The 13,791-nt window shown below is 59.8% G+C and carries 10 protein-coding genes and 1 pseudogene; 7 read left to right on the top strand and 4 right to left on the bottom strand.

Annotated features, from left to right (window positions below):
• Window position 1: 1 nt before the first annotated feature.
• Window positions 2-2,113 (bottom strand): bifunctional 23S rRNA (guanine(2069)-N(7))-methyltransferase RlmK/23S rRNA (guanine(2445)-N(2))-methyltransferase RlmL, encoded by a 2,112-nt coding sequence (gene rlmKL / locus C2E16_RS07690; protein ID WP_038630064.1) that lies wholly within the window; start codon window positions 2,111-2,113, stop codon window positions 2-4.
• Window positions 2,114-2,237: 124 nt separating this feature from the next.
• Between rlmKL and C2E16_RS07685 the strand changes: the two genes are divergently transcribed.
• Complete coding sequence (locus C2E16_RS07685) at window positions 2,238-3,347, top strand: YcbX family protein (RefSeq protein WP_038626984.1); 1,110 nt, start codon at window positions 2,238-2,240, stop codon at window positions 3,345-3,347.
• A gap of 13 nt (window positions 3,348-3,360) precedes the next feature.
• On the opposite strand, the gene C2E16_RS07680 is transcribed toward C2E16_RS07685, so the two are convergent.
• The gene (locus C2E16_RS07680) at window positions 3,361-3,906 is read right to left on the bottom strand and encodes a cell division protein ZapC (protein ID WP_084970487.1); all 546 of its coding nucleotides are present in this window, start codon (window positions 3,904-3,906) and stop codon (window positions 3,361-3,363) included.
• Window positions 3,907-4,105: 199 nt separating this feature from the next.
• Window positions 4,106-5,116 (bottom strand): quinone-dependent dihydroorotate dehydrogenase, encoded by a 1,011-nt coding sequence (pyrD, locus tag C2E16_RS07675; protein ID WP_038626989.1) that lies wholly within the window; start codon window positions 5,114-5,116, stop codon window positions 4,106-4,108.
• 245 nt (window positions 5,117-5,361) lie between these two features.
• Between pyrD and ssuE the strand changes: the two genes are divergently transcribed.
• The 5 genes and pseudogenes from ssuE (at window position 5,362) to ssuB (ending at window position 9,628) form a co-directional block, all read left to right on the top strand.
• Window positions 5,362-5,913: an NADPH-dependent FMN reductase gene (gene ssuE / locus C2E16_RS07670; RefSeq protein WP_038626992.1), complete on the top strand. Its 552-nt coding sequence runs from the start codon at window positions 5,362-5,364 to the stop codon at window positions 5,911-5,913.
• 10 nt (window positions 5,914-5,923) lie between these two features.
• On the top strand, window positions 5,924-6,883 hold the full coding sequence (locus tag C2E16_RS07665) for a sulfonate ABC transporter substrate-binding protein (protein ID WP_104951458.1): 960 nt from the start codon (window positions 5,924-5,926) through the stop codon (window positions 6,881-6,883).
• Window positions 6,884-6,898: 15 nt separating this feature from the next.
• A pseudogene (ssuD, locus tag C2E16_RS07660) lies at window positions 6,899-8,043 on the top strand (FMNH2-dependent alkanesulfonate monooxygenase).
• An 11-nt stretch (window positions 8,044-8,054) separates the two neighbouring features.
• On the top strand, window positions 8,055-8,846 hold the full coding sequence (gene ssuC, locus C2E16_RS07655) for an aliphatic sulfonate ABC transporter permease SsuC (protein WP_038626998.1): 792 nt from the start codon (window positions 8,055-8,057) through the stop codon (window positions 8,844-8,846).
• Entirely contained in the window at window positions 8,843-9,628 is a 786-nt protein-coding gene (gene ssuB / locus C2E16_RS07650; protein WP_038626999.1) for an aliphatic sulfonates ABC transporter ATP-binding protein, read from the top strand. The genes ssuC and ssuB overlap by 4 nt, the downstream gene beginning before the upstream one ends.
• Window positions 9,629-9,695: 67 nt before the next feature.
• On the opposite strand, the gene pepN is transcribed toward ssuB, so the two are convergent.
• Complete coding sequence (gene pepN, locus C2E16_RS07645) at window positions 9,696-12,311, bottom strand: aminopeptidase N (protein WP_104951457.1); 2,616 nt, start codon at window positions 12,309-12,311, stop codon at window positions 9,696-9,698.
• Between the two features lie 252 nt (window positions 12,312-12,563).
• Here pepN and pncB point away from each other — a divergent pair, with 252 nt between their 5' ends.
• Window positions 12,564-13,769, top strand: a complete 1,206-nt coding sequence (gene pncB, locus C2E16_RS07640; RefSeq protein WP_167401661.1) for a nicotinate phosphoribosyltransferase — start codon at window positions 12,564-12,566, stop codon at window positions 13,767-13,769.
• Window positions 13,770-13,791: the final 22 nt, after the last annotated feature.

Raw genomic sequence — 13,791 nt, 5'->3', positions numbered from 1 at the left:
GCTATTCCTTACCGGCGTGAGTAATCAGCCAGCAGTTGTGAATATGGCGGTTGCGGGCAAAATCCTGCGACTGCGTTTTGGCGGTGATCTCCTGAGCGCGCAGGCCGAGCGTGGCCAGCCCCTCGTGATCCATCTTAAAACCGCGCTTGTTATTGGAGAACATAATGGTGCCGCTGGCGCGCAGCAGGCGCTTCAGATCGCGCATTAGCTGCAAATGGTCGCGCTGCACGTCAAAGCTCTCTTCCATACGCTTCGAGTTAGAGAAGGTCGGCGGATCGATAAAGATCAGATCGAACTGCTCATGACTTTCGCGCAGCCAGCTCAGGCAGTCCGCCTGCATCAGGCGGTGCTGACGCCCGCTCAGGCCGTTGAGACGCATATTGCGCTCCGCCCACTCCAGATAGGTGCGCGACATATCCACCGTGGTGGTGGAGCGCGCCCCGCCAAGGCCGGCATGCACGCTGGCGCTGCCGGTATAGGCGAACAGGTTAAGGAAATCTTTGCCCTTGCTCATCTGTCCCAGCATACGGCGCGCCAGACGGTGATCGATAAACAGACCGGTATCGAGGTAGTCGGTCAGGTTGACCCAGAAGCGGGCGTTAAACTCGCGCACTTCAAAATATTCGCCCTTCTCGCCCAGCTTTTGATACTGGCTTTTGCCCTTCTGCTTTTCGCGCGTCTTCAGCACCAGACGGTTCGCCGGCAGCTCCAACACCGTCAGCGTGGCGCTGATGACATCAAAGAGCCGCTGACGCGCTTTCAGGGCGTCGATGGTTTTCGGCGGCGCATATTCCTGAATCACCACCCAGTCGGCGTAGCGATCGACGGCGACGTTATACTCCGGCAAATCGGCGTCGTACAGGCGATAGCATTCGATGCCCTCCTGACGCGCCCATTTGTCCAGCTTCTTCATATTCTTCTTCAGACGGTTGGCGTAATCTTCTGCAATCTGCGCCGGCGCGCTTGCGCTGCTGCTGGCCGCCAGCTGATAGTTTTTCTGCACGCACTCCAGCGGGCCGTTTTTCGCCTTGAACTGGCGATCGGCGCGCAGCTGCAAACAGCTGAGAAGATCGGGCGAGGCGCTGAACAGCGAGAGATGCCAGCCGCCGAACTGGCTTTTCATCACGCGGCCCAGCTGACTGTGCAACGCGATCAGCGCCGGTTCGCTTTCCAGACGCTCGCCGTACGGCGGGTTGCTGATCACGGTGCCGACCGGCCCGTCAGGCAGCGGATTGCGCAGCTGCGCCACATCCTGCACGCCGAAAGTAAACAGATCTGCCACGCCAGCGCGACGGGCGTTGCCGCGCGCGCGCTCCAGCACGCGCTCATCATTATCATAGCCAAAGAAGCGCGATGTGGTTTGCTGCACGCCCTGACGCGCGCGGGTCTGCGCTTCGTCGATCAATTCGCGCCACAGTTCCGGCTGATGCGCTTTCCAGCCTTTAAATCCCCACTGACGGCGGTTCAGGCCTGGCGCGCGATCGCTGGCGATCAGCGCCGCTTCGATCAGCAGAGTGCCGGAGCCGCACATCGGATCGAGCAGTGGCGTGCCCGGCTGCCAGCCGGAGCGCAGCACGGTGGCCGCCGCCAGGTTCTCTTTCATCGGCGCCAGTCCGGTCTGCTGACGATAGCCGCGCTGATGCATGCCTTCGCCGCTCAGGTCGAGCGCGATGCTGGCGGTGTCTTTATTCAGCCAGACGTTAATGCGCACGTCCGGCTGCTCGCGATCGACGTCAGGACGCGGCAGGTTTTTGCGCGTAAAGCTGTCGACAATCGCATCTTTTACCTTCAGGGCGCCGAACTGGCTGTTGCGTATCGCCTCGTTGGTGCCGCTGAAATGTACGGCAAAGGTGCCGTCAATCAGGTTCGTCCAGTCGATCGCCTGCGCGCCGAGATAGAGATCCAGATCGCTGTAGACCGAGCATTCGCTCAGCGGCAGCAGAATGCGCGACGCCAAACGGCTCCACAGCAGGCTGCGATACATCAAACGATCGTCTCCCTGATAATGTACGCCGCCCTGGACAACCTGTAGGTCCTGCGCCCCCAGCGTCTCCAGTTCACTCTTTAACAGCTCTTCGAGCCCACGCGCCGTACTGGCAAACAGAGAATTCATATCGTCACTTACAGTATTGGGAAAATTGTTGCGCATTATAGCTAATCGCCGCCGCATGTCATAAAGTTAGCTTCCTTTAGCCGCAGATTCCTTTTGTCATCACCAGCCCAGCACGGAGAGCCTTATGATTGTCCTGTCACGCCTGTTTGTTCATCCGGTGAAATCGATGCGGGGATTGCAGGTCTCTCATGCGCAGGTCGCCGGGAGCGGACTGGCTTTCGATCGCCTTTTTATGCTGACCACCCCTGACGGCACCTTTATTACCGCGCGCCAGCACCCGCAGCTGGTACAGTTTATCCCGGCGCTGACGCCCGACGGCCTGTGGCTGCAGGCGCCGGACGGCAGCAGCGCAGCGCTGCGTTTTGATGATTTTCAGCCGCAGGCGGCGGAAACCGAAGTCTGGGGCAATCATTTTACCGCGCGCATCGCGCCGCAGGTCATCAACGACTGGCTGAGCGGTTTCTTCCCGCGTCCGGTGCAGCTACGCTGGGTCGGCCCGGAAATGACGCGACGGGTGAAACGACGTCCTGACGTTCCGCTCGGCTTCGCCGACGGCTACCCTTTTCTTCTGGTGAACGAAGCGTCGTTGTACAACCTGCAACAGCGCTGCGCGGCGGGCGTTCGGCTGGAGCAGTTCCGCCCTAATCTGGCGGTCACCGGCGCGCGCGCCTGGGAAGAGGATAGCTGGGCGCGCGTGCGCGTTGGCGAGGTGGAATTTGAGGTGGCGAAGCCCTGCAGCCGTTGCATTTTTACCACCATCAGCCCGGAGCGCGGCGAAAAGCATCCGGACGGCGAGCCGCTTAAAACGCTGCAAAGCTTTCGCAGCGCGCAGGATGAGAGCGGCGACGTCGATTTCGGTCTGAATCTGCTCGCCTGCAACAGCGGGGTGATACGCGTCGGCGATACGGTTGAGGTGCTGCAAACCCAGACGCCGCGACAGTACGGCGCAGGTAAGATAGTGGAGACGATGCAGGTAGAAGCCGAGGCGGAAAGCCGTGTCAGCATCAGTTATCGGGGCAGCCGCTTCAGCGGCAATAATCAGCAGGTACTGCTTGAGCAGCTGGAAATGCAGGGCTACCGCATTCCCTACAGCTGTCGCGCAGGGCTATGCGGCAGCTGTGAAATGCGGCTGGTCTCCGGCAAGGTCAAAGCGCTGAAGCAGGATGCGGTGCGCGATGACGGCACCGTCCTTAGCTGCAGCTGCATTCCCGCCGGCGATATCGAACTCGCCTGAGGCGGCGAGTCGGTTAACCGGCTCGGGCGTAACGCTGCGCCTGTTCAGCGTGCCAGGGCTGTAGGCGATCGTGCATAATTTTAATCGCGTCGCCCAACACCATGGTCTTTCCGCCCACCACCAGCTCAGGCTGGGCCAGAATGCAGAGCGCCGCGCTTTCTCCCGCCTCAATCACCAGCAGTCGCGCCTCATCGCCATTCTCAACCAGCGTGACCGTCACCAGATCGCTTTCGCCCGGCTGCCAGTGAGAACGCTGACAGACACGGAAGTGCCAGCTTTTCGGCATCAGCGGCTTGAGGAAACGCCAGGCCGCCAGCGCGTTCAGCAGCAGCTCATCACGTTGCTCGTCGCTGAGCGGCGCCTCACGGCAGCTCTCATGCCAGGCGAAAAACTGCGCCGCGTCGTCAACGCTGAAAACAGTGTCGCGAAACGCGTCGGGCGTCAGCATTTTGCGGGGAAAACGGGAGCGAAACAGCATACCATCCGCCAGGTCGAGCATCATACGATCCTGCTCTGCGTCGAAAAACCAACGCCAGTTGTCGTCAGGTTTTATCCTCATGGTTTGCCTTACTACAGTTGAGGGATCCGAAATTCAGGTTAATCGCCAACCTGAAGCAATAATCGATGTTCGTCAGATACGGCAAAAAAGAAACATCAGGCGCCGTAAATAATAAATATCCTGTCAGGAACAAAGAGTGTACAAAATATAAACCAGCCGGAAACAGATTAAAAGCCCCCGGCCAGATTCTTCAGGAAGGTCAGAGATGCGTCACAATCTCTTTAATCAGATCGGGCCCTTTATAAATAAAGCCGGAATAAATTTGCACCAGCGTGGCGCCTGCCGCTATTTTTTCCCGCGCCGCCACCACCGAGTCGATGCCGCCGACGCCGATGATCGGCAATTTATCCTGCAATTCTGCCGAGAGCCGCCGAATAACTTCGGTGCTGCGCAGCTGTACCGGCCGACCGCTCAATCCCCCCGCCTCATCGCTATATTTCATTCCGCTCACCAGCGAACGATCCAGCGTAGTATTAGTGGCGATAACGCCGTCAATTTGATGACGCACCAGGCTATCGGCAATTTGTACCAGCTCCTCTTCAGAAAGATCTGGGGCAATTTTCACCGCCACCGGCACATATTTCAGATGGCGCTTCTCCAGCAATTTCTGCTGCGCTTTTATTGCCATCAGCAAATCATCCAGCGCCTCGCCATATTGAAGCGTTCTTAATCCAGGCGTATTGGGCGAAGAGATATTTACCGCAATATAACCGGCGTGCGGATAGACTTTTTCCATACAGGTCAAATAATCGTCTTTACCCTGCTCGACCGGCGTATCTTTATTTTTGCCGATATTGATGCCCAGCACGCCGCTGAAGCTGGCGCGTTTTACATTTTCTACCAGCCGATCTACGCCCAGGTTATTAAATCCCATACGATTAATAATCCCCTCCGCCTCAATCAGACGAAACAGCCGCGGCTTCTCATTGCCTGGCTGAGGACGCGGCGTGACGGTGCCCACCTCGACAAATCCGAAGCCCATCGCGCCGAACGCGTCAATGCATTCGCCGTTTTTATCCAGTCCGGCCGCCAGGCCAAGCGCATTCTTAAACGTCAGCCCCATACATTTCACGGGACGCGCCGGCAAACGCTGGCGAATCAGTCCTTCCAGCGGCGTGCCGCCGATACGGCGTAGCTGTTGCAGGGTCAGTTCATGGGCATGCTCCGCATCAAGGCGGAATAACGCTTTACGTGCGAGGGGGTAAAACATGGGCTCTCCTGAATTCCCGGTGGCAAACGGGACGTTATTATCCGGCATAACGGCGCTAAAAAGCCAGAAATGTTAAATCGTGATGCCAGTTAACCGCATAACCCACCCGTCGCGCCCTGCTTTAGCGCAAAAACGGCTTTCTATTACCGGATAAATCATTTAAGCGTCGCCGTCCCCTCTGCCAGTATGAAGCCATAAGTTCTCAATAACGTTTAACCAATAACTTATAGTTATAAGGAGTCGCTATGCGCGTTATTACTCTGGCAGGAAGTCCGCGTTTTCCCTCGCGGTCCACGGCATTATTAACGCTGTGCCAGCATGCGCTGGAACAGCGAAACATTGAGGTGATCCCGTGGAATATTCATAACTTTCGTCCGGAAGATTTGATCGGTGCGCGCTTCGATTCCCCTGCACTGCTGGCGTTAAAAGAGGATCTGGCGGCGGCGGATGGCCTGATTGTTGCGACGCCAATCTATAAAGCCTCCTTTTCCGGCGCGCTGAAAACCCTGCTGGATCTGCTGCCGGAGCGCGCGCTGGAGCATAAAGTGGTGCTGCCGCTGGCGACCGGCGGCACGCTGGCGCATATGCTGGCGGTGGATTATGCCCTGAAACCGGTGCTTAACGCGCTGAAAGCGCAAGAGGTACTGCACGGCGTCTTCGCTGACGACAGCCAGATCGCGCATTACGATCGTACGCCGGAAATCAGCGACCTCCTGTCCGGCCGCCTCGACGATGCGCTGGCAACCTTTTACTACGCCCTGCAACAGCGCGAAGCGCGACTGGCGCAGGCGGTATAAGGAGAAGCGCATGAAATCTGTTATCCGCCAGTTCATTGCTCTGCTGCTGCCCGGCCTGCTGAGCGTCAGCGCCGCGCTTCACGCCGCGCCGCAGGCGCCGGAAGCGATCCGTATCGGCTATCAAAAAGGCTCCGTCAGCATGGTGTTGGCGAAGGCCCATCGCCTGCTGGAGCAGCGCTACCCTTCAACGCAGATTCGCTGGGTGGAGTTCCCCGCCGGGCCGCAGATGCTTGAGGCGCTTAACGTCGGCAGTATCGATCTCGGCAGCACCGGCGATATTCCGCCGCTTTTCGCTCAGGCGGCGGGCGCCGACCTGCTCTATGTCGGCGCGGAGCCGCCCAAGCCGAAAGCGGAAGTGATTCTGGTGCCCACCGACAGCAAGATCAAAACGGTGGCCGATCTGAAAGGCCGTAAGGTGGCGCTGCAAAAAGGCTCCAGCTCGCACAACCTGCTGCTGCGCGCGCTGCAACAGGCTGGCCTGGGATTTCAGGACATTCAGCCGGTCTGGCTGACGCCCGCCGACGCCCGCGCCGCCTTTCAACAGGGGAACGTTGACGCCTGGGCGATCTGGGATCCCTACTACTCCGCCGCGCTGCAACAGGGCAATGTGCGGGTACTGACCGACGGCAGCGCGCTGCACCTGACCGGCTCCTTCTACCTGGCGACCCGCAGCTACGCGGAATCCCACAGCGACTTCATCCAGTCGGTGCTGGATATTTTCAGCCAGGCGGACGCGCTGACGCAGAGCCAGCGCGCGGAAAGCACCACGCTGTTGGCGCAGAGCATGGGCCTGCCTGAAGCGGTGATTTCCAGCTATCTCGATCACCGGCCGCCGACCCGCATCTCGCCGGTCAGCCAGCAGACGGTGCAGGCGCAGCAGCGCACCGCCGATCTCTTTTATCAAAATCATCTGCTTCCTGTGAAGCTCGACATTGCCAGCCATATCTGGCGCGGCGCATCCGCTCAGTGAGTAAGGAGAATTATCATGGCATTATCCGTATTCTGGTTTTTACCCACCCACGGCGACGGTCACTATCTGGGCACGGCGGACGGCGCGCGCCCGGTTGATCACGGCTATTTACAGCAGATTGCACAGGCGGCGGATCGATTAGGCTTCGGCGGCGTACTGATTCCAACCGGGCGCTCCTGCGAAGACGCCTGGCTGGTAGCCGCCTCGCTGATTCCTGTGACGCAACGGCTGCGTTTCCTGGTGGCGCTGCGTCCCGGCGTAATATCGCCGACCCAGGCGGCGCGCCAGGCGGCGACGCTCGATCGCCTCTCCAACGGCCGCGCGCTGTTTAACCTCGTGACCGGCGGCGATCCAGAGGAGCTGGCGGGCGACGGCGTGTTCCTCGATCACACCGAGCGCTATGCTGAATCGGCCGAATTCACCCGCATCTGGCGGCGCGTGCTGGAAGGCGAAACCGTCGATTATCAGGGCGACTATCTCCAGGTGCGCGGCGCGCGTCTGATGTTTAAACCGGTGCAGCAGCCGCGTCCGCCGCTCTGGTTCGGCGGCTCCTCGCCGGTGGCGCAGGATCTGGCGGCGGAACAGGTGGATGTCTACCTCACCTGGGGGAGCCGCCAGCGCTGGTGAAGGAGAAGATTGATCAGGTGCGCGCCAAAGCGGCGGCGCAGGGGCGTTCAGTGCGCTTTGGCATTCGTCTGCACATCATCGTGCGGGAAACCAACGCCGAAGCCTGGCAGGCCGCCGATCGGCTGATTTCCCATCTCGACGACGAGACCATCGCCAAAGCGCAGGCGGCGCTGGCGCGTACCGATTCGGTCGGCCAGCAGCGGATGGCGGCGCTGCACAACGGACGTCGCGATCGGCTGGAGATTAGCCCGAACCTGTGGGCGGGCGTCGGTCTGGTGCGCGGCGGGGCCGGCACGGCGCTGGTAGGCGATGGCCCGACCATCGCCGCCAGGATGCAGGAGTATGCCGATCTCGGCATCGAAACCTTTATCCTCTCCGGCTATCCCCATCTGGAAGAGGCGTATCGGGTCGGCGAACTGCTGTTCCCCCATCTCGATCTGGCGGTGCCCGACGTGCCTGCGCCGCGTAAAGCGCAGGCGCATGGCGAAGCGGTGGCCAATGATTTCGCGCCGCAGAAAGTCTCGCAAAGCTGAGGGAGACCGCCATGAGCAAGCGTAAATCGGGCGCCCGGCATCCGCTGGTGCCCTGGCTGCTGCCGGTGCTGCTGTTGACGATCTGGCAGATCGCCTCCCAAAGCGGATGGCTTTCGACGCGCATTCTGCCCGCGCCGGAGAGCGTGGTGCTGACCTTCTGGCGTCTGAGCGCCAGTGGCGAGCTGTGGCAGCATCTCGCCATCAGCAGCTGGCGCGCGCTGACCGGCTTCGCCATCGGCGGCGCCATTGGCCTTTCGCTCGGCCTGATCGCCGGCGCGTCATACTGGGGAGAGCGTCTGCTGGATACCTCGGTGCAGATGCTGCGTAATATTCCGCATCTGGCGCTGATTCCGCTGGTGATTTTATGGTTCGGCATCGATGAGTCGGCCAAAATCTTTCTTGTCGCTCTCGGCACGCTGTTTCCGATCTATCTCAATACCTTCCACGGCATTCGCAATATCGATCGCGGCCTGGTGGAGATGGCGCGCAGTTACGGGCTCTCCGGCTGGCGCCTGTTCAGCCAGGTGATGCTGCCCGGCGCGCTGCCCTCCATCATGGTCGGCGTGCGCTTCGCCCTCGGCCTGATGTGGCTGACGCTGATCGTCGCGGAGACCATCTCCGCCAACTCCGGCATCGGCTATCTGGCGATGAACGCGCGCGAATTCCTGCAAACCGACGTGGTAGTGGTAGCGATCGTGCTTTATGCGCTGCTGGGCAAGCTGGCGGACGTCAGCGCCGTACTGCTGGAGCGCCTGTGGCTGCGCTGGCATCCCGCTTATCAACAGAAGGAGGCCGTAATATGAATGCTGTCTCAACCCCGTCGCGCCTCAATGTCGGCACGCCTGTTGGGCTACAGGGCATCAGCAAACGCTTTGGCGATCGCTCCATTTTGCACAATATCGATCTGCACATTCCATCGGGTCAGTTTGTCGCCGTGGTGGGGCGCAGCGGCTGCGGCAAAAGCACCCTGCTACGCCTGCTTGCCGGGCTGGAGTCGCCCAGCGAAGGCGAACTGCTGGCGGGTCAGGCGCCGCTGGCCAGCGCGCAGGAAGAGACGCGCCTGATGTTTCAGGATGCCCGCCTGCTGCCGTGGAAGCGGGTGATGGATAACGTGGGGCTGGGGCTGCGCGGTGACTGGCGCCCGTCGGCGCTGCGGGCGCTGGAGGCGGTGAACCTTGCCGATCGCGCTGATGAATGGCCCGCCGCGCTCTCCGGCGGCCAGCGGCAGCGCGTGGCGCTGGCGCGCGCGCTGATCCACCAGCCCGGTCTGCTGTTGCTGGACGAACCGCTGGGGGCGCTGGACGCCCTGACGCGTATTGAAATGCAGGGACTGATTGAGAATCTCTGGCGTCAGCAAAATTTTACCGTGCTGCTGGTGACGCATGATGTCAGCGAAGCGGTGACGCTGGCCGACCGGGTGTTGCTGATTGAGGAGGGAAGAATTGGGCTGGACCTGGCTATCGATCTGCCGCGTCCGCGCCGACGCGGTTCCGCCCGCCTGGCGGAGCTGGAGGCGCAGGTGCTGGAGCGGGTGATGCAGCGCACGCAGCCTGCGGCGGCGGAGCCTCGCTACGCCCGTCGCTGAAACGACCGCGGCCCGGGCAACAGAAAGGGCGGCCTGCGCCGCCCTTTCTACTCTTCACGTCATGCCGTCAGGCATTCAGCGCTTTGCTGATTTTCTCATAGAGATCGCCGGAAAGTTTCTCCAGTCCCTGTAGTTCTTCTAACGCGCTGCGCATCATCTGTTGACGATCCGCGTCATACCGCTTCAGACGGATCAGCGGTTCAATCATACGCGCAGCCACCTGCGGGTTACGGCGGTTGAGATCGGTCAGCATCTCCACCAGGAAGCGATAGCCGCTGCCGTCTTTGGCGTGGAACGCGGCCGGATTCGCCGAGGCGAAGGCGCCGATTAGCGAACGCACGCGGTTCGGGTTGCCCATGCTGAAGGAGCGATGATACAGCAGTTCACGCACGCGGTTTAACACATCCGGCGCCGGGCTGGTCGCCTGCAGCGTAAACCATTTGTCCATGACCAGGCCATCCTGATGCCAGCGCTCATCCCAGACGCGCAACATCTCATCGCGACATTTCAGCTGCGCCATCACCGCCGCCGACAACGCGGCCAGCGCATCGGTCATGTTATTGGCCTGCTGATACTGCGCCCGTACCAGACGGTTGGCCAGTTCGGCGTCGCCCAGCGCCAGGTAGCTCAGGCAGACGTTCTTCAGGGCGCGCTTGCCGATGTCGCCATGCTCAACGCGGTACTCCGGCGTCTGATGGGCGTGATAAACCGCCAGCCATTCGTCCGCCAGCTCGACGGCCAACGTGCGCATCAGCGCGTCGCGCACCGCGGCGTTCGCTTCAGGATCGATGATCTCGAACAGCGCGGCGATCTCATTTTCGCTCGGCAGCGTCAGGATCAGCGCCATCAGCGCCGGATCGAGCCGATCATCCAGCAGTACCGCGCGGAACGCGTCGGCGACATGCAGCGGCAGCGACAGCGGCTGCCCCTGCTGATAGCGCGCAACGTTCAGCTTGATATGGGTGGCGAGCAGGCTCTGCGCCGCATCCCAGCGGGAAAAATCGTTGCGGGCGTGACGCATCAGGAAGGTTAACTGCGCGTCGCTCCAGTTATAGTCGAGCTTCACCGGCGCGGAGAATTCGCGCAGCAGCGACGGCACCGGCTGATGATAAACCTTGTCGAAAATAAAGGTTTGGAACTCTTCGGTCACGTTCAGTACGTGATGCACCGGTTCGCCGTTATGCTGTAACGGAATCGGCTCGCCTTTATCGTCGTAGAGTTCGATATCGAGCGGAATATGCAGCGGCAGCTTTTCATGCTGATCGGCAGTCGGCGGCGTCGCCTGAGTGACGTGCAGAGTATACTGCTCCAGCTCCGGGTTGTAGTCGTCGCGCACGGTCAGCACCGGCGTGCCGGACTGGCTGTACCAGCGGCGGAACTGCGTCAGATCGATATGCGAGGCGTCTTCCATCGCCTGAACGAAGTCGTCGCAGGTGGCGGCGCTGCCGTCATGACGTTCGAAGTAGAGCTGCATCCCTTTCTGGAAGTTCTCTTCGCCCAGCAGCGTGTGCATCATGCGGATCACTTCCGATCCCTTCTCATACACCGTCAGGGTATAGAAGTTATTCATCTCAATCACCTGATCGGGACGGATCGGATGCGCCATCGGGCTGGCGTCTTCGGCAAACTGCGCGCCGCGCATGATGCGCACATTATCGATGCGGTTCACCGCGCGCGAGCCGAGATCGGAACTGAACTCTTGATCGCGGAACACCGTCAGCCCCTCTTTCAGGCTGAGCTGGAACCAGTCGCGGCAGGTGACGCGGTTGCCGGTCCAGTTATGGAAATATTCATGGCCGATCACCGCTTCGATGCCGAGATAATCTTTATCAGTGGCGGTTTCCGCCTTAGCCAGCACATATTTGGAGTTAAAGATATTAAGCCCTTTATTCTCCATCGCGCCCATGTTGAAGAAATCGACCGCGACGATCATAAAGACATCCAGGTCATACTCCAGGCCGAAGCGCTCCTCATCCCACTTCATGCTGTTTTTCAGCGAGGTCATCGCCCAGTCGGCGCGATCGAGGTTGCCGCGATCGACATAGATCTCCAGCGCCACGTCGCGGCCCGAACGGGTGGTGAAGCTGTCGCGCAGGATGTCGAAATCCCCCGCCACCAGCGCAAACAGATAGCAGGGTTTCGGGAACGGGTCCTGCCACTTGATCCAGTGGCGGCCATCGTCCATCTGGCCCGCTTCGAGGCGGTTGCCGTTGGAGAGCAGGAACGGATAGCGCGCGCGATCGGCAATCAGCGTGGTGGTAAAACGCGCCAGTACGTCAGGGCGATCGAGATACCAGGTGATATGGCGGAAGCCTTCCGCTTCGCACTGGGTGCAGAGCGCGTCGCCGGACTGATAAAGCCCTTCCAGCGCCGTGTTGGCGTCCGGGTGAATGTCGTTGACGATGGTCAGGGTAAAATTATCGGGCAGGTTGGTCAGCACCAGCGCGCCCTCTTCCAGCTGATAATCCTGCCACGGACGGTCATCTACCATCAGCGAAACCAGCGTTAAATCTCCACCGTCAAGACGCAGCGCGGCCTGACTGTCACCGAGGCGTTTAACTTTGCTGACCGCCGTCACGCGCGTATTGCTGGCGTCGAGGTTAAAGGTCAGATCGATATCGGTAATGGTATAATCCGGCGCACGGTAGTCATGGCGGTACTTTACTTGCGGCTTTTGCGTCATACATTCTTCTCGCGTCTACAATGATTTAACCCGCTAAGTCTATTCCGGTTGACTGCGGCTTGCCACGTCGAAACGGCGCTTTTCGCAGTTAATGCTACATCCTGTTTACAGGGATACGTTTCTCCTCGACCTTTCCCCCCGTTTTATGCTGTGATTGGCTTCAATAAATCTGCCGGCAGGTTATACTTTTTCTTCTGAATACCTGTTTACACCTACGGAAACGCCCCGCGCGAGAGGATGCTGAAACGCACCATGACACGATACGCTTCCCCGATTTTAACCACGATGCTTGATACCGATGCCTACAAGCTTCATATGCAGCAGGCTGTATTTCATCGCTATCACAACGTGACCGTTACCGCAGAGTTCCGTTGTCGGGGCGACGATCTGTTAGGTATCTACGCCGATGAGATTCGCGCCGAGATTGCGCATATGCAGCAGCTGGCGCTAAGCGATGAGGAATATGCTTATCTCGCCAGCCGTCCCTTCTTTAAGCAGGATTACCTCGACTGGCTGAAGGCGTTTCGCTACAACCCCGATCAGGTCAAGGTACGCAACCACGACGGCAAACTGGATATCCGCATCAGCGGGCCGTGGCGCGAAGTGATTATGTGGGAAGTGCCGCTGCTGGCGCTGATCAGCGAAGTGGTTCACCGCCACCGCTCACCGCAGGCGACACCGGAGATGGCCGTTGAGCGTCTGCTACAAAAAATCGATGATTTCAAACAGGTTACGGCGGATATCGATCTGTCGCGCTTCCGCCTGATGGATTTCGGCACCCGTCGCCGCTTTTCGCGCGATGTGCAGTTCGCCATCGTCAGCACGCTACAGCGCGATTTCCCCTGGCTGGTGGGCTCCAGCAACTACGACATCGCCCGTCGGCTCGACATTACGCCGGTCGGCACTCAGGCGCACGAATGGTTCCAGGCGCATCAGCAGATCAGTCCGGTGCTGGCCAACAGCCAGCGGGCGGCGTTGCAGGCCTGGCTGGATGAATATGACGATAAGCTCGGCATCGCGCTAACGGACTGCATTACGATGGACGCCTTTCTGCGCGATTTCGGTCCCGGCTTCGCCAACCGCTATCAGGGGCTGCGTCATGACTCAGGCGATCCGGTGGAATGGGGCGAGAAAGCGCTGGCGCATTATGAGAAGCTGGCTATCGATCCGCACAGTAAAACGCTGGTCTTTTCCGACAACCTCGATTTCAACAAGGCGATCGATCTCTATCGTCACTTCGGCCAGCGCACCAATGTCGTCTTTGGCATCGGCACACGTCTGACCTGCGATATTCCGCAGGTGAAGCCGCTGAATATCGTGATTAAGCTGGTGGAGTGCAACGGCAAACCGGTAGCGAAACTCTCCGACAGTCCGGGCAAAACCATCTGTCAGGATAAAGCCTTTGTCCGCGCCCTGCGCAAAGCGTTTGATTTGCCGCTGGTGAAAAAAGCCAGCTGACCCGACGCGTCAGCACGTTTTT

This window comes from Mixta calida (genome assembly GCF_002953215.1).
Classification (GTDB): domain Bacteria; phylum Pseudomonadota; class Gammaproteobacteria; order Enterobacterales; family Enterobacteriaceae; genus Mixta; species Mixta calida.
This window is presented reverse-complemented; position numbering and strand designations above follow the sequence as displayed.